The 19,923-nt window shown below is 29.9% G+C and carries 23 protein-coding genes; 16 read left to right on the plus strand and 7 right to left on the minus strand.

The window, feature by feature from the left end; translation table 11 throughout:
• Nucleotides 1–21 precede the first annotated feature (21 nt).
• The 4 genes from NST64_RS04525 (at nucleotide 22) to dinB (ending at nucleotide 4,299) form a co-directional block, all read left to right on the plus strand.
• A complete protein-coding gene (locus tag NST64_RS04525) occupies nucleotides 22–942 on the plus strand; it encodes a diacylglycerol kinase (RefSeq protein ID WP_002450025.1) in 921 nt (306 codons plus the stop codon).
• A gap of 131 nt (nucleotides 943–1,073) precedes the next feature.
• Nucleotides 1,074–2,435: a 23S rRNA (uracil(1939)-C(5))-methyltransferase RlmD gene (gene rlmD, locus NST64_RS04530; RefSeq protein ID WP_039984324.1), complete on the plus strand. Its 1,362-nt coding sequence runs from the start codon at nucleotides 1,074–1,076 to the stop codon at nucleotides 2,433–2,435.
• Between the two features lie 136 nt (nucleotides 2,436–2,571).
• Nucleotides 2,572–3,120: a DUF3267 domain-containing protein gene (locus NST64_RS04535; protein ID WP_002488057.1), complete on the plus strand. Its 549-nt coding sequence runs from the start codon at nucleotides 2,572–2,574 to the stop codon at nucleotides 3,118–3,120.
• 108 nt (nucleotides 3,121–3,228) lie between these two features.
• On the plus strand, nucleotides 3,229–4,299 hold the full coding sequence (dinB, locus tag NST64_RS04540) for a DNA polymerase IV (protein WP_002450074.1): 1,071 nt from the start codon (nucleotides 3,229–3,231) through the stop codon (nucleotides 4,297–4,299).
• Nucleotides 4,300–4,326: 27 nt separating this feature from the next.
• Here dinB and NST64_RS04545 read toward each other — a convergent pair whose 3' ends face one another.
• Nucleotides 4,327–4,884: a 3'-5' exonuclease gene (locus NST64_RS04545; RefSeq protein WP_002450022.1), complete on the minus strand. Its 558-nt coding sequence runs from the start codon at nucleotides 4,882–4,884 to the stop codon at nucleotides 4,327–4,329.
• A gap of 241 nt (nucleotides 4,885–5,125) precedes the next feature.
• On the opposite strand from NST64_RS04545, the gene NST64_RS04550 reads away from it, so the two are divergent.
• Together NST64_RS04550 and NST64_RS04555 are read left to right on the plus strand one after the other, a co-directional pair.
• Nucleotides 5,126–6,436, plus strand: coding sequence for a Mur ligase family protein (locus NST64_RS04550; RefSeq protein WP_340731096.1), 1,311 nt, complete (start codon nucleotides 5,126–5,128; stop codon nucleotides 6,434–6,436).
• Between the two features lie 2 nt (nucleotides 6,437–6,438).
• Nucleotides 6,439–7,155 (plus strand): type 1 glutamine amidotransferase, encoded by a 717-nt coding sequence (locus NST64_RS04555; RefSeq protein ID WP_002450023.1) that lies wholly within the window; start codon nucleotides 6,439–6,441, stop codon nucleotides 7,153–7,155.
• 44 nt (nucleotides 7,156–7,199) lie between these two features.
• Here the strand turns inward: NST64_RS04555 and NST64_RS04560 are convergent, their stop codons facing one another.
• Nucleotides 7,200–8,189: an FUSC family protein gene (locus tag NST64_RS04560; RefSeq protein WP_049417637.1), complete on the minus strand. Its 990-nt coding sequence runs from the start codon at nucleotides 8,187–8,189 to the stop codon at nucleotides 7,200–7,202.
• Between the two features lie 173 nt (nucleotides 8,190–8,362).
• Here NST64_RS04560 and map point away from each other — a divergent pair, with 173 nt between their 5' ends.
• The gene (gene map / locus NST64_RS04565; RefSeq protein WP_002450057.1) at nucleotides 8,363–9,115 is read left to right on the plus strand and encodes a type I methionyl aminopeptidase; all 753 of its coding nucleotides are present in this window, start codon (nucleotides 8,363–8,365) and stop codon (nucleotides 9,113–9,115) included.
• Between the two features lie 48 nt (nucleotides 9,116–9,163).
• On the opposite strand, the gene NST64_RS04570 is transcribed toward map, so the two are convergent.
• Entirely contained in the window at nucleotides 9,164–10,174 is a 1,011-nt protein-coding gene (locus tag NST64_RS04570) for a HoxN/HupN/NixA family nickel/cobalt transporter (RefSeq protein ID WP_002450063.1), read from the minus strand.
• A gap of 368 nt (nucleotides 10,175–10,542) precedes the next feature.
• Here NST64_RS04570 and NST64_RS04575 point away from each other — a divergent pair, with 368 nt between their 5' ends.
• Genes NST64_RS04575 through vraR form a run of 4 tightly spaced genes read left to right on the plus strand, consistent with a single transcriptional unit; the run spans nucleotide 10,543 to nucleotide 13,172 of the window.
• Complete coding sequence (locus tag NST64_RS04575) at nucleotides 10,543–10,788, plus strand: hypothetical protein (RefSeq protein WP_340731097.1); 246 nt, start codon at nucleotides 10,543–10,545, stop codon at nucleotides 10,786–10,788.
• Nucleotides 10,789–10,808: 20 nt separating this feature from the next.
• Complete coding sequence (gene vraT, locus NST64_RS04580; protein WP_002450089.1) at nucleotides 10,809–11,510, plus strand: cell wall-active antibiotics response protein VraT; 702 nt, start codon at nucleotides 10,809–10,811, stop codon at nucleotides 11,508–11,510.
• Complete coding sequence (vraS, locus tag NST64_RS04585) at nucleotides 11,507–12,541, plus strand: sensor histidine kinase VraS (RefSeq protein WP_002450020.1); 1,035 nt, start codon at nucleotides 11,507–11,509, stop codon at nucleotides 12,539–12,541. The genes vraT and vraS overlap by 4 nt, the downstream gene beginning before the upstream one ends.
• Before the next feature lies 1 nt (nucleotide 12,542).
• A complete protein-coding gene (gene vraR / locus NST64_RS04590) occupies nucleotides 12,543–13,172 on the plus strand; it encodes a response regulator transcription factor VraR (RefSeq protein WP_002450048.1) in 630 nt (209 codons plus the stop codon).
• 79 nt (nucleotides 13,173–13,251) lie between these two features.
• On the opposite strand, the gene NST64_RS04595 is transcribed toward vraR, so the two are convergent.
• From NST64_RS04595 to NST64_RS04605, 3 genes are all read right to left on the minus strand, one after another.
• A complete protein-coding gene (locus NST64_RS04595; protein ID WP_002450069.1) occupies nucleotides 13,252–14,460 on the minus strand; it encodes a YihY/virulence factor BrkB family protein in 1,209 nt (402 codons plus the stop codon).
• Nucleotides 14,461–14,551: 91 nt separating this feature from the next.
• On the minus strand, nucleotides 14,552–14,833 hold the full coding sequence (locus tag NST64_RS04600) for a hypothetical protein (protein ID WP_002450075.1): 282 nt from the start codon (nucleotides 14,831–14,833) through the stop codon (nucleotides 14,552–14,554).
• Between the two features lie 5 nt (nucleotides 14,834–14,838).
• Nucleotides 14,839–15,303, minus strand: a complete 465-nt coding sequence (locus NST64_RS04605) for a low molecular weight protein-tyrosine-phosphatase (RefSeq protein ID WP_049417631.1) — start codon at nucleotides 15,301–15,303, stop codon at nucleotides 14,839–14,841.
• A gap of 141 nt (nucleotides 15,304–15,444) precedes the next feature.
• On the opposite strand from NST64_RS04605, the gene NST64_RS04610 reads away from it, so the two are divergent.
• From NST64_RS04610 to NST64_RS04620, 3 genes are read left to right on the plus strand one after another with little or no spacing between them, the layout of a single operon-like run.
• Nucleotides 15,445–15,651, plus strand: a complete 207-nt coding sequence (locus tag NST64_RS04610; RefSeq protein ID WP_002450082.1) for a DUF1128 domain-containing protein — start codon at nucleotides 15,445–15,447, stop codon at nucleotides 15,649–15,651.
• 11 nt (nucleotides 15,652–15,662) lie between these two features.
• Nucleotides 15,663–16,910, plus strand: a complete 1,248-nt coding sequence (locus NST64_RS04615; protein ID WP_002450076.1) for an aminopeptidase — start codon at nucleotides 15,663–15,665, stop codon at nucleotides 16,908–16,910.
• Between the two features lie 32 nt (nucleotides 16,911–16,942).
• Entirely contained in the window at nucleotides 16,943–17,476 is a 534-nt protein-coding gene (locus NST64_RS04620; protein ID WP_002450051.1) for an acyl-CoA thioesterase, read from the plus strand.
• A 305-nt stretch (nucleotides 17,477–17,781) separates the two neighbouring features.
• Here the strand turns inward: NST64_RS04620 and yfkAB are convergent, their stop codons facing one another.
• The gene (gene yfkAB, locus NST64_RS04625; RefSeq protein WP_002450052.1) at nucleotides 17,782–18,927 is read right to left on the minus strand and encodes a radical SAM/CxCxxxxC motif protein YfkAB; all 1,146 of its coding nucleotides are present in this window, start codon (nucleotides 18,925–18,927) and stop codon (nucleotides 17,782–17,784) included.
• A 143-nt stretch (nucleotides 18,928–19,070) separates the two neighbouring features.
• Here yfkAB and NST64_RS04630 point away from each other — a divergent pair, with 143 nt between their 5' ends.
• Both NST64_RS04630 and NST64_RS04635 read left to right on the plus strand, forming a co-directional pair.
• Entirely contained in the window at nucleotides 19,071–19,232 is a 162-nt protein-coding gene (locus tag NST64_RS04630) for an SE1561 family protein (protein ID WP_002450046.1), read from the plus strand.
• Nucleotides 19,233–19,341: 109 nt separating this feature from the next.
• The gene (locus tag NST64_RS04635; RefSeq protein ID WP_002450071.1) at nucleotides 19,342–19,860 is read left to right on the plus strand and encodes a type 1 glutamine amidotransferase domain-containing protein; all 519 of its coding nucleotides are present in this window, start codon (nucleotides 19,342–19,344) and stop codon (nucleotides 19,858–19,860) included.
• Nucleotides 19,861–19,923: the final 63 nt, after the last annotated feature.

Genomic DNA, 19,923 nt, shown 5'->3' on the forward strand with positions numbered 1-19,923 from the left:
AAAAAAGTAGAGGGATAACTTATGAGAAAACGAGCAAGAATCATTTATAATCCAACTTCTGGAAAGGAGCTATTTAAACGTACTTTACCAGATGTTTTAATAAAATTAGAACGTGCAGGTTATGAAACAAGTGCTTATGCAACTGAACGAGAAGGAGATGCTACACTTGAAGCGGAACGTGCACTTGAACAAAACTATGATATTATTATAGCCGCTGGTGGTGATGGCACTTTAAATGAAGTTGTAAATGGAATTGCTGAACAACCCAATAGACCTAAATTAGGTATTATACCTATGGGTACAGTGAATGATTTTGGAAGAGCTTTACATTTACCAAATGATATTATGGGTGCAGTAGATGTTATTATTAAGGGTCATACGACAAAAGTAGATATCGGAAAAATGAATAACCGATATTTTATAAATTTAGCTGCTGGAGGTAAGCTCACGCAAGTATCCTATGAAACACCTAGTCGCTTAAAATCTATTGTTGGACCTTTTGCTTATTATATAAAAGGGTTCGAAATGTTGCCGCAAATGAAGGCAGTCGATTTGAGAATTGAATATGATAATGAAGTATTCCAAGGGGAAGCACTGTTATTCTTACTAGGACTTACCAATTCAATGGCAGGCTTTGAAAAACTCGTACCTGATGCTAAGTTAGACGATGGGTATTATACTTTAATTATCGTTGAGAAAGCAAACTTAGCTGAATTAGGCCATATCATGACATTAGCTTCTAGAGGTGAACATACCAAACATCCTAAAGTAATATATAAAAAAGCAAAATCAATTAATATTTCATCATTTACAGATATGCAATTAAATGTAGATGGGGAATATGGTGGTAAATTACCTGCAAACTTTTTAAATTTAAAACAGCATATTGAAGTTTGTACGCCTAAAGATATTTATAATAGTGAGCTCTCAGAAAATAATTAAAGTATTTAAGAAATAAACGGATTAGGGAAAATGAAATAAGAAGTTAAAAAGAGGTTATCTATAATTTCGGGTTTGAAAAGATAAGAAGTTATACGTACCTCTTTTTCATATGGAGTGAAAAAATAATTGTGATGATTAATAAAAATGATGTAATAAAAGGAAAAGTGATCGATTTAACACATGAAGGACATGGTGTGATTAAATTAGATCGTTATCCTATTTTTGTTCCTAATGTGTTAATTGATGAAGAAGTAGAATTTAAGGTAATTAAAGTAAAGAAAAACTTTGCTATTGGTAAACTAATAAAAGTACTAAAACAAAGTGAGCAAAGAGTAATACCTCCTTGTATATATTATGAGAAATGTGGAGGATGCCAGTTACAACATATGTCTTATGAATCTCAGCTAAAAATGAAAAAACAACAAGTTGTGAATTTATTTCATAAAAAGGCGAAATTAGAGGAAACAGTGATTCATGATACTATTGGTATGGATTATCCATGGCGATATAGAAATAAATCCCAGCTTCCTGTAGGTAAAGATAAAAATAATAAAACGATAATGGGATATTACCGTCAAAGAAGTCATGACATCATTGATATGGATAGTTGTTTAATTCAAGATGAAAAACAACAAGAACTAATGAATGATATAAAACAGTGGTTAAATGAATTGAATGTAAGCATTTATAATGAAAAAAATAAAAAAGGGTTATTACGTCATGTAGTCATTCGAACAAGTCATTATACAAATGAAGTTATGATTATATTTGTAACAAATGGTTCTAAATTTAAAGAAGCTGAAACCCTAGTACATAGACTAACAGAGGTATATCCTAACATAACAAGTATTAAACAAAATATTAATAATTCACATTCAAATGTCATAATGGGTAAGCAATCGATGACTTTATATGGAAAAGATAAAATTACAGATCAGTTAAGTGAAACTATTTTTGAAATTAGTGATCAATCGTTTTATCAAATTAATTCTGTTCAAACAGAAAAATTATATCAGAAAGCTATCGACTATGCTCAATTAAGTGGAAATGAAATTGTTTTAGATACATATTGTGGTATAGGAACGATTGGGCTTTACATGGCACCAGTGGCTAAACATGTATATGGTGTCGAAATTGTGCCATCAGCCATTCAAGATGCCAAACAAAATGCTTTAATTAATCATTTTGATAATACAACGTTCGAATGTGGTAAAGCAGAAGAAGTGATAATTGAATGGAAACAAAAAGGAATAGAACCTGATGTTATCATGGTCGATCCTCCACGAAAAGGATGCGATCAAGTCTTTATAGAAACATTATTAGAGTTAGCCCCTAAACGTATTATCTATATTTCATGTAATCCTTCAACACAACAAAGAGATGCTCAGCTTTTAGCTAATCTATATTATTTAAAAGAAATAACACCAGTCGATATGTTTCCACATACAACACATATTGAAACTGTGGCCTTATTCGAAAGAAAAACATTGTAATTAAATTAAAGTAAATGAGGAGAAGTTTATTAAAATAAGATTACAAAGGGTTTAAGTTATGTATAATCGCTTTCATTCTAACACTTCTACATGTATACTATGGAAGAGTTTTAGCGAAATGGGTGGAGGTTGACAGATGCACAAAATTGATTTATCACACAATCGAATCAAAATATCAAAATTACTTACCATTCAAGTTGTTATGATGTTATTTGCAATTTTAGTTACATATAAGTGGGCAATTAATTATGTTGATATTATTGAACAACGTTTTTTGACAAATGTCATTTATGGAATACTTGGTTTTATTGGAGTATTAATTATTCACGAATTAATACATAAGTATTTATTTTTTATCTTTTCTAAAGGACAGAAACCACAATTTAAATATAAAAATGGAATTTTGCTCATTTATTTGTCATCTAAATACTTTAATAAATGGCAATTTTGTGCAGTCATGCTTGCGCCATTAGTGATCATTACAATAGGGTTAATGCTTTCATTTTATCACTTTGCTTACTCTTCTATTATATTTATATCAAGCATACACATCGGGTATTGTTTGATTGATATTTATCTAACAGCTATAACAATTATTAACAAATTTAAATATATTCATTCTACTGATGAAGGTATCTTTATGTATCATCATTTGCCTATATCTATAAATAATGACTATGAATAAACATCTGCATAAGTCTTAATATTATTATAAATGCATTTATAAAGTGTTTTCTTTTAGGGTGCAGTATAATAGTATTGAGGCTTATTTTATTTAAAAAGGAGTGAGACAATGACAGAAAGGAGAATCGTTCATATTGATATGGATTGTTTCTACGCTCAGGTAGAAATGAGAGATAATCCTAAATTACAAGGAAAACCTGTCATTGTAGGTGGAAAAGCAAGTCATCGAGGAGTCGTTTCAACCGCTTCATATGAAGCACGTAAATATGGTGTTCATTCAGCAATGCCTATGTCGCAAGCACATAAACTATGTCCGAATGGGTACTATGTTAGAGCAAGATTTGATGTATATCGGGAAGTTTCAAGTAAGATAATGGAAATTTTTAAACAGTATACTGAGATTGTAGAGCCTTTAGCACTAGATGAAGCGTATTTAGATATTACTCATTTAGTTAAACCTCATCGATCAGCATCAAAAATTGCTTCAAACATACGTAAAGATATCTTCAATAAAACAGGTTTAACGTCTTCTGCTGGTGTTTCTTATAATAAATATTTAGCTAAATTAGCTAGTGGAATGAATAAGCCTAATGGAATGATGGTTATTCATTATCAGAATGTGCATGACATACTAATGAACTTAGATATAGGCGATTTTCCAGGCGTTGGAAAAGCTTCTAAAAAAATCATGCATGAACATGATATTTATACTGGTAAAGATTTATATAGCAAATCGGAATTTGAATTGATTCGCTGGTTTGGAAAAAAAGGACGAGGACTTTATCAAAAAGTAAGAGGAATTGATGATAGTGAAGTAAAGGCAAGTAGGATTCGTAAGTCAGTAGGAACAGAACGTACTTTTTCAACAGATATTAATGATGATGAAGCGATTCTACAAAAAATATGGGAACTTTCTGGTAAAACATCTGAACGATTAACTCAATTGCAAAAGTCTGGCACAACAGTTACTGTCAAAATTAAAACGCATCGCTTTGAAACATATTCTAAACAAAGAAGTTTGAGAGAAGCGGTAAGTAAAGACATCGATATTTATAATATAGCTTATGATTTATATCATGAATTAAAAGACCCTGATGTACCTATCAGATTAATTGGTGTTACAGTAGGTCATCTAGAGCAATCAACATATCAAAATATGACCATTTATGATTTCATTTAAAGATAGAGATAGATAAGACGTTTTAAATTACCTATTTCTATCTTTTAAATTTTTACCATGAAATTGAAGCACACTTTGTAAGCTATCATAGTGTTTTAATAATCTATAAGTAATCATTGCGCAAGCTTTTGCGTCATTTAGGGCATCATGATGACCATGAAAATTTAAGTTGTAATGGTTCATTAGATGTTTTAATCCATATCGATAAGCTTTGATCGTACGTCTAGCAAGTTGATACGAGCAGAAATAGGTAAGTGAGGGAACAGCTATGTTTAAATGTTTTAAGCTTTGATGTAATACACCCATATCAAAAGCAGCATTATGTGCCACTACGGGTAATTGATTTATAAATTGCAACATATATGGAAAGACTTCTTTAAAATCTGGCGCATCTTTAACGTCCTTAGGATGAATACCATGAACATGAATATGTGTTTCTGAAAAATAGTCATGAGGATTAACAAGCGTGTAAAACGTTTCGACTATTTCGTTATCTACTACTTTTACCATGCCAACAGAACAAATACTTGTTCTTTTTTTATTTGCAGTTTCAAAATCCAAAGCTATAAATGAATTTTTAACCATTCTATATTCCTTTCTAAATACTTAAATTGAATTATTCACAGTTTAACAGAAAGTACGGTTTAAATATAAATAATTGCTTTTTTTCATAATCTATAAATAACAAAGTAAAAAAATAGATACGGAATTTAAAGTGAAAAAGTTATAATTAGAAGTGTATTTAGTTACTTTTAATTGAGAATATTTTTTGTTATTTTAGATACATGGTATAATTACTCGAGTGAATTATGCGAGGAGGAAAGACATGAGACAATGGACAGCAACACACTTGGCTAAATTAGCACGCAAGATAAGTATCGCAGCAGGAAAAAAAGGAACTGATTTACCAGGTCAAATTGCTCGCAAAGTAGATCAAAATATTTTACGAAAGTTAGCTTCACAAGTTGATGATATTGTTTTTATCAGTGGAACAAATGGGAAAACAACAACTTCCAATTTGATTGGGCACACTTTAAAAGCAAATAATATTGAAATTATACATAATAATGAAGGTGCTAACATGGCTGCTGGAATTACCTCGGCATTCATCATGAAAAATGTAAAAGGTATTAAAGTAGCGGTTATTGAAATTGATGAGGGTTCAATTCCAAAAGTATTAAAAGAAGTTACACCTTCAATGATGGTATTTACTAATTTCTTTCGCGACCAAATGGATCGATTTGGTGAAATTGATATTATGGTTAATAATATTGCAAAATCAATTAGTAATAAAGGGATTAAATTAATTTTAAATGCCGATGATCCATTTGTAAGTCGTTTGAAAATAGCGAGTGATACAATTGTATATTACGGAATGAAAGCTCATGCACATGAATTTGAACAAAGTACTATGAATGAAAGTAAATATTGTCCGAATTGTGATAGATTATTAACTTATGATTATACCCATTATAATCAATTAGGACATTATCATTGTGAATGTGGATTTAAGCGTGAAACACCTAAATATGAGGTTTCACAATTTGAGGTACAGCCATTTATTGATATGGATGTGAACGATGCACACTTTGAAATGAAAATTGCTGGTGATTTTAATGCTTTTAATGCACTTGCTGCATATTCAGTATTAAAAGAATTAGGCTTAAATAATGATGCAATTCGTAAAGGATTTAACACATACACTTCAAATAATGGCCGAATGCAATACTTTAAACGTGGTCAAAAAGAAGCAATGATTAATTTAGCTAAAAATCCTGCTGGCATGAATGTGAGTCTATCAGTCGGAGATCAACTTAAAGAAAAAAAAGTATATGTTATCAGTCTGAATGATAATGCAGCTGATGGCAGAGATACATCTTGGATTTACGATGCAGATTTTGAAAAGTTACGTAATCAAAATATAGAAAAAATTATTGTAACGGGTACAAGAGCAGAAGAATTACAACTTAGACTGAAATTAGCTGAAGTAGATGTTCCAATTATTTTAGAGAAAGATATTTATAAAGCTACAGCTTTAACTATGAATTATGCAGGCTTTACAGTAGCGATTCCAAATTATACGTCACTTTCACCTATGTTAGAACAACTTAATCGCTCATTTGCAGGAGGACGTTAGATATGTACGAATTAACAGTTTTTCATTTTATGTCGGACAAATTAAATTTATATAGTGATATAGGAAATATTATTGCTTTAAAACAGAGAGCAAAAAAACGCAATATTAATTTAAAAGTTATCGAAATTAATGAAACTGAGGGAGTTACATTAGAAAATTGCGATATTTTCTTTATTGGTGGGGGTAGTGATAGAGAACAAAGTATCGCTACTAAAGAGTTAAGTAAAATTAAAACAATATTAAAAGATGCAATAGAAGATGGAATGCCAGGTTTAACCATTTGTGGTGGATATCAATTTTTAGGTACTAAATATATTACCCCTGATGGTACAGAGTTAGAAGGACTTGGAATTTTGGACTTTTATACAAAATCAAAAACAGATCGTTTAACAGGGGATATCGTAATTAAAAGTGATACATTTGGAACAATAGTAGGTTTTGAAAATCACGGTGGTCGTACATATCATAATTTTGATACATTGGGGCATGTAGTAACAGGGTATGGAAATAATGATGATGATAAAAAAGAAGGTATTCATTATAAAAACTTATTAGGAACTTACCTGCATGGCCCTATATTACCGAAAAATCATGAACTTACTGATTATTTATTAGAGAAGGCATGTGAACGTAAAGGGATTCCATTTACACCTAAACAGTTAGATAATACTGAAGAAGAAGCTGCGAAATATGTTATTATTGAACGTTCAGAAAAATAAAAAAACGTTGGATGAATTGAATTATTTCAATTCATCCAACGTTTTTATGTTTTAACAAATCGATTATCTAGTAAATTATAGATAAGTAAAATTTCATAAATAACATGACTCTTAATTTGATTCTTATCGAATTCTTCTAATATTTTGACTGAAGATTTTAAAGTAGATACAGACTTAGATTCTCTTTTAAAAACTCCATCTAAAGGAATATTGTTGATACTATTACTAATTTTTATAATTGCCATTTTTTCCTCAGTAGTAAAACAAATATTTACATTTTTTGGTAAATAAATAATATTTGATAAATGTGTAGCAAGGAGTCTATCAATATACGCTCTATTTGACATATCTTTTAATTGTTTCCATTTATCTTCGTTATTTTTATGATAGCGTAATTCATCTCGTTGATAATTCATTAAAGTATCTGTTTTTTTATTCATATCAGATAAAGTTGATAATGAAGTATTACTATTATCTGAATCAAATTTTCCTAATAATAATTCATAACATCTAGAAGCGAATAGTTCATACAATTTAGTTTCTGAATGAATTAAGTTCTCTTCGATTTGATGATAATATTTAGGCGGTAATACGAAAAAATTTACTAATCCAGCAGTTACTAGACCAATTAAAGCTGTTAAGAGTCTTGAGAAAAAATTAAAAAGATAGGCTTCATGAATACCAGGTATCATAGCAACTGAAGTTAATACTGCAACAGTTGTACCAACTTGGAGATTTAATTTCGTACACGCTAAAATAGTAAAAATAGCACTAAAGGTGTAAGTAAATGGAGATTGATCGCCGAAGATATACGTAAAAATAACTGCAAACAATGCACCAATGACGGTAGCAGGAAGTCGACGATAACCTTTTCGTAAAGAAGCTTTAGCAGTTGGTTCGATCGAAACAATTGCTGTTAAAATTGCAAATATAGGAGTTAAGTTTAATAGTAAACAAAACAAAGTTGTTAGAAAAGTAGCTAGACCCGTTTTTATTGTTCTAGCGCCTATAATATGTTTATACCATTGATTCATATTGTTAAATCCTCTCAAAGAACAAACGTGATGATTATAATGTTAGAATAAGTTTAATATCAAGTTTGATGTAGTGAGACATCAAGTCAGTAGATATTACATTTCTTATTTAGTATATCAAAAAATTTTTGGTATAATAAGGTGGAATATTTTTTAAAAAGGAACGGGATAATATGATTGTAAAAACAGATGAAGAATTACAAGCGTTAAAAGAAATAGGATATATATGTGCAAAAGTGCGAGATACAATGCAAGAAGCAACTAAACCTGGGATTACTACAAAAGAATTAGACAATATCGCTAAAGAATTATTTGAAGAACATGGTGCAATCTCAGCACCTATTCATGATGAAAAATTCCCAGGTCAAACTTGTATTAGTGTTAATGAAGAAGTAGCTCATGGAATACCTGGTAAACGTGTTATTCGTGAAGGGGACTTAGTTAATATAGATGTTTCAGCATTAAAAAATGGATATTATGCAGATACTGGCATTTCTTTTGTAGTAGGAGAAGCGGATAATCCTTTAAAACAAAAAGTATGTGATGTAGCACTTGAATCATTTGATGCAGCAATGGCTAAAGTAAAACCAGGTACAAAATTAAGTAACATTGGTAAGGCAGTCCACGCTACAGCACGTAAAAATGATTTAACTGTTATTAAGAATTTAACAGGTCACGGTGTAGGTCAATCTTTACATGAAGCACCAAGTCACGTTATGAATTATTACGATCCTAAAGATAAGACGCTTTTAAAAGAAGGCGTAGTTATTGCAGTAGAACCGTTTATTTCATCTAAAGCAACATTTGTTACTGAAGGTAAAAACGATTGGGCATTTGAAACTAAAGATAAAAGTTTTGTAGCTCAAATTGAACATACTGTCATTGTTACTAAAGACGGTCCGATTCTAACAACAAAAATTGATTAAGAAAAAAGAGTTGGATAGAATTCGTTTTGAATTCTATCCAACTCCTTTTTATGACCAACGTTGTTCTACTTTGCCAAATTTCCAAATAAGTGTAGAAATAAGCCATGTAATTAAGAATAAAGCTACCAAGATGTAGCCTAAATAATCAAATTGAATCGACTGAATCATATTCCAAAACGTACCTTTAAGGTGAAGTTTATCTTCCATAATTTGAAGTAATTCAATTAATCCAATAATTAATGCCGCAATTACTGAAATGGCTGTAATTGTAATATTGTAGTAAATTTTGCGTATAGGATTAAAGAAAGCCCAATTATAGGCAGATTTCATAATAATGCCATCGAGTGTATCTAATAAGCTCATTCCTGCTGCAAATAAAATAGGCAGAGATAAAATGCCTAAAAACGAAATGGATTGTTGAGAAGCTCCTGATGAAAGTGCAAGAAGAGCGATTTCACTTGCAGTATCAAAACCTAAACCAAATAAGAAACCTAAAGGTAAGACATGCCAACTACGGCTAATCAATTTAAAATAAGGAGCAATAAAGCGAGTAATAAAACCACGTGATTCCAATAGTGCATCTAATTCTTCTTCTCGTATATGTTCATTACGTAATCGAGCAAAAAGCTTTATTAATGAAATTAGAATAAATAAATTTAATATTCCAATAAGAAGTAAAAAGAATCCAGACACTAATGTCCCTATAATACCGCCTATATTTTGAAAATATGGAAGTTCATCTTTAGCCCATTTTACTGAAATTCCTAGAAGAACAGACATTAAAAACACAACAGTTGAGTGACCTATAGAGAAGTAAAACCCAACTCCAACAGAATTTCGTTTTTGTTGAAGTAACTTGCGGACTGTATTATCAATAGCAGCAATATGATCTGCATCGAAAGCATGACGCAATCCAAGAGTATATGCTAAAATTCCCATACCAAATAATAAATGATTAGTATCAGCAATAAATAAAAAACTAAAGCCGATAATGTGAAGTAAAATAACTATTACAATATATGGAAGCCAACTTAAATCTCTCTTTTTAATTGTATTCAACTCATATGACCTACTTTCTAACTAAATATACATTATTATATGCTAATTTTGATGAATAATGAATTGATTTAACTATAAATTTAATTTAGCGCTATTTATTTATAGCATATTCTTCAATAAATTAAAATTAATCGTACTTAAGTATGAGAAGAAAATGGTTCCTAGGACTATATTAAGTAAGATTAAACTCATTTATAATAAAGTTTAATCAACAACGAGGTGGTTCTATGAATTATTTAGATTTATATTTACAACACTTTTTAAAAATAATTATAAAAAATAATATCAATGATTATCGCTCATTATTAGATGATAAGCTTCAAAATATGGAGTGATATATAAAATATTTAAAAAATAAAAAAGCAAAAATGAATACATTAATTGACAGTTTATCTGCTACACTAGAAAATAAGTATATTGATATGATAAATATGTATAATATAAAAAATGCGCAAGAAGTTCATAATTATGAAATAGATTTATTAAAACAACGTTTAGATAAATTTGAAGCATATTATGCCAAAATTGAAGCTAATATTCATCGTTGTACGAAAGAACGTATTGCTGCAGAAGAACAATATGCAATAATTGAACAAATGAGTTATGTAGCTTAATTAAAATCAGGAGGGACACATTGACACGTAAATATATATCTACTGAATTATTAATTATTTTTACAGCGCTAATGATTATCGCTAACTTTTATTACATCTTTTTTGAAAAAATTGGATATTTATTTATTTTATTATTAGGGTGTATATTAATTTATGTAGGATACCTTTACTTTCATAAAGTAAGAGGGTTATTAGCATTTTGGATAGGAGCACTACTCATAGCGTTTACCTTGTTATCCAACAAATATACGATTATTATTTTATTTATATTTTTAGTAATAATCATTATTAGATACTTAGTTTTTAAATTTAAACCTTTGAAGATTGCGGCGTCGGAAGAAGAAGTGACCTCTCCTCAATTTATTAAACAACGTTGGCTAGGTGAACAACGCACTCCAGTATATGTATATAAATGGGAAGATGTGCAAATTCAACATGGGGTTGGAGATATTCATATTGATATGACAAAAGCAGCAAATATCAAAGAAAATAATACGATTGTAGTTAGACATATTTTAGGTAAAGTACAACTGATTGTTCCAGTTAATTATAATATTAATCTTCACATGGCAGCATTTTATGGTACAGCTTATATAAATGGAGAAGCATATAAAGTAGAAAATAATCATGTCCAAGTAGAAGAAAAACCTAAAGAAGAAAATTATAGTGTAAATATATATGTATCAACATTTATTGGTGATGTTGAGGTGATTTATCGATGAATCACTATTTAAGAGCAATAGGATCCATGCTTATTTTAGTGTATAGCATGCTAACTGCGTTTTTATTTATAGATAAAGTTTTTGTAAATATTATATATTTTCAAGGAATGTTCTATACTCAAATATTTGGTATACCTGTGTTTCTATTTCTTAATTTAGTGATTATTTTACTTTGTATTATCGTTGGCTCTGTATTAGCTTATAAAATAAATCAGCAAAATGATTGGATAAAGAATCAAATTGAACATGCCATTGAAGGCGAAACGGTAGGGATTAATGATAAAAATATAGAACTATATAATGAGACAATTGATATTTATCAAATGTTAGTGCCTTTAAATCAAGAATTACAGAGATTAAGAATAAAAACTCAAAATTTAACAAATGAAAACTATAATATGAATGACATTAAAGTTAAAAAAATCATAGAAGATGAGCGTCAGCGTTTAGCAAGGGAACTACACGATTCAGTAAGTCAACAACTTTTCGCAGCAAGTATGATGCTATCAGCGATAAAAGAAACAGAACTAGCACCACCTCTTAATCAACAAATTCCAGTACTTGAGAAAATGATACAAGAATCTCAATTAGAGATGCGAGCGCTATTACTACATTTGCGACCTTTAGGACTCAAAGATAAATCATTAGGGGAAGGTATTAAAGATTTAGTCATTGATTTACAAAAGAAAGTACCTATGAAAGTCATTTATGATATACAAGATTTTAAAGTTCCTAAAGGAATTGAAGATCATCTATTTCGAATTACACAAGAGGCAATTTCAAATACATTAAGACATTCTAATGGAACTAAAGTGACAGTAGAATTATTTAATCATCAAGATTATTTATTATTAAGAATTCAGGATAATGGTAAAGGTTTTAACGTAGATGAAAAAGTAGAACAAAGTTATGGATTGAAAAATATGAGAGAACGTGCATTAGAAATAGGTGCAACGTTTCATATCGTATCTTTACCAGATTCAGGAACTAGAATAGAGGTAAAAGCACCTTTAACGAAAGAGGAGGGTTAATATGACGATTAAAGTATTATTTGTAGATGATCATGAAATGGTTAGAATTGGTATTTCAAGTTATTTATCTACTCAATCTGATATTGAAGTAGTAGGGGAAGGATCATCAGGAAAAGAGGCAATTGAAAAAGCACATACGTTAAATCCTGATTTAATTTTAATGGATTTGTTAATGAATGATATGGACGGTGTAGAAGCGACGACACAAATAAAAAAAGATTTGCCTCACATCAAAGTAGTCATGTTAACAAGTTTTATAGAAGATAAAGAAGTATATAGGGCACTTGATGCAGGGGTTGATAGTTATATATTAAAAACGACAAGTGCAAGTGATATTGCAGAAGCAGTTAGAAAAACATATCGTGGAGAATCTGTATTTGAGCCAGAAGTTTTAGTAAAAATGAGAAATAGAATGAAGAAGAAAGCAGAATTATATGAAATGCTCACTGAACGTGAAATGGAAATATTGTTATTAATTGCTAAAGGCTATTCTAATCAAGAAATTGCCAGTGCTTCACATATTACAATTAAAACAGTAAAAACACATGTGAGTAATATTTTAAGTAAACTAGAGGTACAAGATAGAACACAAGCGGTTATTTATGCATTCCAACATAATTTAATTCAATAATAAAAAAGCTCCTTATAAAGAGGTCTAAAAATGACTATCTCATAAGGAGTTTTTTCGTTAGATATTTTCTTTTCTATAGCTATTTATTATTATCTTTATCAAATTTATCTTTAATTTTATCAGCAAAAGATTCTTGTTCACTATGTTTATCATTTGGTGTAGGATCCACATCATAATTTTTTTCATATTTAGATGATGCTGTAGAATCGTATTCATATTTTGTATTTTCATTGTAGTGATTTTCATTATTATCATCATGTTTTAAGGCAGCTTCTTCAGGTGTAGAACCTTTAATAACATGTCTTTGGTGGATAATTGCATTAATTTCAGCACCAATAATAATAATAAAACATGTAATATAAATCCATAGTAATAAAATGATGATTCCAGCAAGACTACCATATGTTTTAGAATAGTTGCCAAAGTTAGATAAATACCAACCAAATGCAAATGATCCTAATAACCATACAATAGAAGTAAAGATTGCGCCAGGATATACAGATTTAAACTTAGTTTTAACGTTAGGTGCTACTGAATATAATGTTAAGAATAAAATAATAATAACAATAAGTGGTAACAATATACGCACTAAATCAAATATCCAAGCGACTTGTTGATCTAAACCTAACGGACCAAATAGATGATCTTTAATAAAATTACCAAATGTAGGTAATGTTAGAGCTATAGCTAATACAATAGCCATAACAATTGTAAACAAAATGCTTAATAATTTAAGAACAATAGGATTACGAGCATCTTCAACATCATAAGCAACATTAAATGAATTCATAATTGCTGTCATACCATTTGATGCTGACCAAATAGCTAAAATCAAACCAACTGATAATAAGCTACCACTAGAGTTACTTGTAATATCTTTAAAAATTTTAGTAACAACATCAGCAGTCTCAGCAGGAGCATTTTGACTAACTAAGTCTTTAATTTGCTGAGGATCAATTTGGAATAATGGTAATAAAGTTAATAAAAAGATTAACATTGGGAATAAAGCCAATACAAAGTGATACGTCATTTGAGCCGCTAAACCTGAAGCATCATCTTTACCAATACGATAAATAAGATAAGATAAAAAATTAGAATTTTTAGTGTATTTTGCAGGTTTATTCAATCTAGAAACGAAAAAAACTTGTTTATCTTTTTTAGGCTTCTTTGATTGAAATTCCTGAGGTTCTACGTATGTACGATCAACCTTTATTTTCTCTTTATTTTCTGTCTCTTTTTCCTTAATAGAGTTAAGGTACTTAGAGTTTGATTGATTTTTTTTTGACATAGACGTCTCCTTAAAAATTAATTCTAAAATAAAGGCAAAACTACCTAAGTAAAAAGGAATTTTGCCTTTATTTTCTGTCAATTATATTTGATTAGCTAAGACGATTGTTTTTACGATTTACAAATGTATCTTTAGCATCTTTAATTGATTTTTCTAATTCTGGATTATTACGACGAATTTCTTCGATCGTATCTTTCCAATACAATACTTCATTTTTAATTGAAGTAATTTTAGAAGGTTTACGAGAACGATTACCTTCTTTAATGTCTTTGAATGATTGTACTAATGCATTGCGTGTTGATTTATCTGCTAAAGTAGCAGCTCCACCAACGATAGCACCAATAATAATACCTGGAACAAATTTGTTTTCCATTTTAGTTACCCCTCTTTCAAATTAGCATCTTTAACGATGAAATCTATTAAATTGTCACAAGATGATTGTACCATGTCATATACACCTTCAAAATTATTTGTGTAATAAGGATCAGGCACATCAGTCTCTTCCATGTTACTAAATTCTAGCAATTTGAACAATTGACCTTTAAGATTGGGATTAATTGATTTAATATTATCCACATTACTTTGGTCCATAGCGATAATATAATCAAAATCATCATCAGGTTCAAATAATTCACTAACAATACCATCAAAAGGTATATGGTGTTGTTTCAGAATTTTTTGAGTACCTTGATGAGGAGGTTCACCTAAATTCCAACGTCCAGTACCCCTAGAATGTACAATAACATCAGAAATACCGCGTTCTTTTAATCGTTGACGTATGATTGCTTCAGCCATTGTAGAACGACAAATATTTCCAAGACATACAAAAGCTACATCTACCATCTTGTACTCCTCCAAACTTTAATATATAAACTATTTTATAGTTATTTTTAACATTTATAAAGTCATAATTTTACTAATTTCTATAAAAGTTTAATAAATTTTTATACTTTGATAAAATATGATAATAAAGAGGTGAAACAAATGGCACAGAATAATGAACAAATGATTAAAAATATTCGAAAAAAATTAAATATTGTAAATCAATCTTTAATTAATCCAGAAAAATTTAAAGATACAGATACAAAGGATATTAAAGATATTCATGATTTTGTTATGTCTAAAGATTCATTTTCACCAAGTGAAATTACAGCAATTGCTGATGAATTAGGTAATTTACGTCACGAGTAAGGAGAATTTAAATGGCCAATCAAGATTATCAAGACAAATTAAAACAATATGCAGAATTATTAGTAAAAGTAGGTATGAACGTTCAACAAAATCAGCCTGTATTTATCAGAACATCTGTAGAAACTATAGATTTAACGCGCTTAATTGTCGAAGTAGCCTATCAAGAAGGCGCTTCAGATGTAAGAGTGGTATATACAGATCCTATTTTAGAACGCTTAAAATATGAAAATGAAGCTGTTGATTATTTTGAAAATCATGCTGTTAAAGCTTATGATGTTGAAGAGCGTATGGATTATGCTCGTAGAGGAGCAGCGAATTTAGCACTTATTTCCGGTGATCCAGATTTATTAAATGGCATTGATGCAGAAAAATTAAAAGCGTCTCAGTTTAATTATGGACAAGCATTCAAAGGGTATATGGAAGGTAGCCAAAAAAATGCATTTCCATGGGTAGTAGCTGCATTTCCATCTAAAGCATGGGCAAAACGTGTATATCCTAATTTGCCTGAAGAAGAAGCATACAGTCAATTTATCGATGAAGTATTCGAAATTGTACGTGTGGATGGAAATGACCCAATAACAAATTGGGAGCAACATGTGAAATCTCTAAGTGTACATGCAAATAAACTTCAAGAAAAAAATTATAAGGCATTACATTATATGTCTGAAGGCACTGATTTAACAGTAGGACTACCAAAAGGACATATTTGGGAAGATGCAACAAGCTATGTAAATGGAAATCAACAACCATTTATTGCTAATATCCCAACGGAAGAAGTATTTACTGCACCAGATAGAAATCATGTAGATGGCTATGTAACTAATAAATTACCATTAAGTTATAATGGTAATATTATTGATGGATTCACTTTAACATTTAAAAATGGTGAAATTATCGATGTTAAAGCAGAAAAGGGTGAAGAAGTTTTAAAAGATTTAATTAGCACAGATGAAGGCTCTAAGCGATTAGGAGAAGTTGCTCTAGTTCCAGATGATTCGCCAATTTCAAATCGTAATACTATCTTTTATAATACTCTATTTGATGAAAATGCATCTTGTCATCTTGCTATTGGTTCAGCCTACGGGTTTAATATTAAAGGTGGCACAGAAATGTCTACTGAAGAAAAAATAGCAAGTGGGTTAAATGATTCTAATGTTCATGTGGATTTTATGATTGGAAGTTCAGATCTAACGATATATGGTATTTTACAAGACGGCTCTAAAGAATTAGTTTTCGAAAATGGGAATTGGGCACAATGACTCATTTAAATTAGGAATAGGAGAAATAAAGTATGTCAAATTCTCAAGTTAATAAAAAATCTATGTCTGAATCAAAAAGTATTAAAACACGACAAGTATTTCCTCAAGATACTAACCATCACCATACAATGTTTGGTGGATCATTGATGGCTAATATTGATGAAATAGCTGCAATTACAGCTATGAAACATGCGAATGCACAAGTGGTTACTGCTTCTACCGACTCGGTGGATTTTTTAAGGCCTATAAAAACAGGGGATATTACGTCTTATGAAGCAATGGTAAGTTATGCAGGATCAAGTTCAATGGAAATTTGTGTGCAAATTATTATTGAAGATGTGCTAAATAAGGAAAGGCATTTAGCAGCATTGAGCTTTTTAACATTTGTTGCCCTAGATGAAAATGGAAAACCAACACGTATTCCTAAGGTGTACCCTGAAACAAAAATAGAAAAGTGGTTCTATGAAGGGGCACCAAAACGTGTTCAACGAAGAAAAGAACGACGCGAAGACAGTAAAAGAACGATTGAATTTTTATCTGAAGTACAGCACATAGAAAATATTTAGGATTTATAATAAATGTCAATACATATGATATAAATTATATGTATTGGCATTAAATGATACGAAAGAGCCTTAGAGTCTTGTTTTTTTAAAAAAATATTTCAATGTAAAATTACATATAAATACAAAGTATTTTGGCGAGACTCTTGAGACAATAGGATAAGCTGAAGACTACAGGCTGAAGCTATCCCCTAAGAAAGCGAGCCAACAATACGCAATATTATAAAGAAAGAAGCCAGTAAATGAATTTATAATAAACTCATTTACTGGCTATTTTGCTAGGAATTATGTCCCAGTTTCTTTTAATTTTATTGAAAACTATGTTCAGTGTGCATTGCGATTTCATTTTCTCTAAAGTTTGTATTTGGATAATACATATTTTTAACTAATACATTTGGTCCTAAACATTGGAAAGCTTCACAATGACAATTTAAAGATTTTGCTAAATCTGTTGATAACCAAGCATCAAATACATCTGTGAGCTTATCATTTTTAATATTAGAAATTGTTCCGTTTTCATCACCAAAATCTGTTACAATAACGTCCCCACTAAATACATTTACATTTAAGCGACTACGGCCATCTGGGTCATTTCGAACAGTAACATTTTTTTCATTTCTTAATCGTTCAAGTAAAACTTGGTCATTTTCATCGTTTATGCAAGGATAGATTGGGAGAGTACCAAATAACATCCAAGTATTTTTATCACGAATGTCTAATAAATGATGAATAGCTTGCTTCATGTCTTTTAATGATAATACATTGAGTTGACTTGCAAAATCTGCTGGATACATAGGATGAACTTCATGACGACTACACTTCATATCATTAACAATTTCTTTATGTATGTTTTCTAAATGTGGTAGGGTATTTTGATTTAACATTGTTTCTGCTGAAACAAACATCCCTTGGTCAGATAATGTACTAGCATTATCTAGCATTTGTTCATATAATTTTAACTTTGCTTTTAAAGGAGGTTGTTTTTTCATTGCGCCAAAGCCCACCTCTGCAAATTCTTGGATGGTACCCCAATTATGAGAAATGTGCATGACATCAATATATTCAGCAATTTCTAGATATCGATCTTGAGGTAACGTTAAATTAGAATTCATTTGCACATATATGCCTCTTTGATGCGCATATTTCAATAATGGTTTAACAACATTATTTATAGATTTCTTTGAAAACATAGGTTCTCCACCTGTAATCGACATAGTACGTAAATTGGGAATTTCATCTAAACGTTGATAAATAAGATTCATAGGTAATGGATCAGGATCTTTTGTTTGTAATGTATAACCAACTGCACAGTGACTACATCTCATATTACATAAATTTGTTGTGGTAAATTCTACATTACTCAAAGTGAGTTGATCGAATTGTTTAATATCATTATAAGCTTCCCACGGATCATTATAAATTGAGATTGCTTGTTTAATTTTTGATGTTGTCATTATAAAAACTCCTAAACTTTTAAAACATTCTTCTTTATAAAATTACAATAAATATTATTAGAATTATATCTCTTTTTGTCAAATTTTGTTAGGATAGTTATGAATAAAAGCTAAAAATATTATATATAAGGAGTTAAATTCCGATGGATGAAAAACAAACTATTGAACAAATTAAAACAAGATTGTCTAAATTTTTAGAAGATATTGACCACGTTAATCCTGATGAAGTAAGTGTAAAAGATATTGATGAATGGATTGGATTATTAGATCAATTAGAAGAAAAAGTTAAGTTAGTTTCTAAGTAATTGTGGAGTATGAAAAAGTTTTTAACTAAATTTAATATTTATGTTTAAACCATCTTAAATTTGTCTATATATTAAATATAATAAAACGAAAGAAAAGGTGATTTTGGTTATGACTAAAAAAGTAGCAATTATTTTAGCTGATGAATTTGAAGATATAGAATTAACAAGTCCTAAAGAAGCATTAGAAGAAGCAGGATTTGAAACTGAAGTTATTGGAGATACTGCGAACGCTGAAGTTGTTGGGAAACATGGCGAAAAAGTTACAGTAAATGTAAGTATTGCTGATGCTAAACCAGAAAATTATGATGCATTATTAATTCCTGGTGGTTTCTCTCCAGATAATTTACGTGGAGATGCAGAAGGACGTTATGGAACATTTGCAAAATACTTTACTAAAAATGATGTTCCAACATTTGCTATTTGTCACGGACCTCAAGTTCTAATTGATACTGATGATTTAAATGGTCGCACTTTAACTGCAGTATTAAATGTTCGTAAAGATTTATCAAATGCAGGTGCCAATGTAGTTGATGAATCAGTAGTAGTTGATAATAATATTGTAACAAGTCGTGTACCTGATGATTTAGATGATTTCAATAGAGAAATCGTTAAAAAATTAAATGATTAATTTAAAATAACTTTTTGAAAGTTATATTTGAGCCTGAGACATATATAATTGTCTCAGGCATTT

Source organism: Staphylococcus sp. FSL W8-1268 (assembly GCF_038003965.1).
GTDB classification, from domain to species: Bacteria; Bacillota; Bacilli; order Staphylococcales; family Staphylococcaceae; genus Staphylococcus; species Staphylococcus hominis.

What these genes read in the sequence shown, in the direction of transcription:
- dinB (WP_002450074.1), top strand. Translation starts at nt 3,229, where the DNA reads ATGACAGAAAGGAGAATCGTTCATATTGATATGGATTGTTTCTACGCT.
- NST64_RS04535 (WP_002488057.1), top strand. Translation starts at nt 2,572, where the DNA reads ATGCACAAAATTGATTTATCACACAATCGAATCAAAATATCAAAATTA.
- NST64_RS04635 (WP_002450071.1), top strand. Translation starts at nt 19,342, where the DNA reads ATGACTAAAAAAGTAGCAATTATTTTAGCTGATGAATTTGAAGATATA.
- NST64_RS04550 (WP_340731096.1), top strand. Translation starts at nt 5,126, where the DNA reads ATGAGACAATGGACAGCAACACACTTGGCTAAATTAGCACGCAAGATA.
- NST64_RS04630 (WP_002450046.1), top strand. Translation starts at nt 19,071, where the DNA reads ATGGATGAAAAACAAACTATTGAACAAATTAAAACAAGATTGTCTAAA.
- NST64_RS04525 (WP_002450025.1), top strand. Translation starts at nt 22, where the DNA reads ATGAGAAAACGAGCAAGAATCATTTATAATCCAACTTCTGGAAAGGAG.
- NST64_RS04600 (WP_002450075.1), bottom strand. Translation starts at nt 14,833, where the DNA reads ATGGAAAACAAATTTGTTCCAGGTATTATTATTGGTGCTATCGTTGGT.
- NST64_RS04560 (WP_049417637.1), bottom strand. Translation starts at nt 8,189, where the DNA reads ATGAATCAATGGTATAAACATATTATAGGCGCTAGAACAATAAAAACG.
- NST64_RS04620 (WP_002450051.1), top strand. Translation starts at nt 16,943, where the DNA reads ATGTCAAATTCTCAAGTTAATAAAAAATCTATGTCTGAATCAAAAAGT.
- map (WP_002450057.1), top strand. Translation starts at nt 8,363, where the DNA reads ATGATTGTAAAAACAGATGAAGAATTACAAGCGTTAAAAGAAATAGGA.
- NST64_RS04555 (WP_002450023.1), top strand. Translation starts at nt 6,439, where the DNA reads ATGTACGAATTAACAGTTTTTCATTTTATGTCGGACAAATTAAATTTA.
- NST64_RS04610 (WP_002450082.1), top strand. Translation starts at nt 15,445, where the DNA reads ATGGCACAGAATAATGAACAAATGATTAAAAATATTCGAAAAAAATTA.
- NST64_RS04545 (WP_002450022.1), bottom strand. Translation starts at nt 4,884, where the DNA reads ATGGTTAAAAATTCATTTATAGCTTTGGATTTTGAAACTGCAAATAAA.
- NST64_RS04615 (WP_002450076.1), top strand. Translation starts at nt 15,663, where the DNA reads ATGGCCAATCAAGATTATCAAGACAAATTAAAACAATATGCAGAATTA.
- NST64_RS04595 (WP_002450069.1), bottom strand. Translation starts at nt 14,460, where the DNA reads ATGTCAAAAAAAAATCAATCAAACTCTAAGTACCTTAACTCTATTAAG.
- vraR (WP_002450048.1), top strand. Translation starts at nt 12,543, where the DNA reads ATGACGATTAAAGTATTATTTGTAGATGATCATGAAATGGTTAGAATT.
- NST64_RS04605 (WP_049417631.1), bottom strand. Translation starts at nt 15,303, where the DNA reads ATGGTAGATGTAGCTTTTGTATGTCTTGGAAATATTTGTCGTTCTACA.
- rlmD (WP_039984324.1), top strand. Translation starts at nt 1,074, where the DNA reads ATGATTAATAAAAATGATGTAATAAAAGGAAAAGTGATCGATTTAACA.
- vraS (WP_002450020.1), top strand. Translation starts at nt 11,507, where the DNA reads ATGAATCACTATTTAAGAGCAATAGGATCCATGCTTATTTTAGTGTAT.
- yfkAB (WP_002450052.1), bottom strand. Translation starts at nt 18,927, where the DNA reads ATGACAACATCAAAAATTAAACAAGCAATCTCAATTTATAATGATCCG.
- NST64_RS04575 (WP_340731097.1), top strand. Translation starts at nt 10,543, where the DNA reads ATGAATACATTAATTGACAGTTTATCTGCTACACTAGAAAATAAGTAT.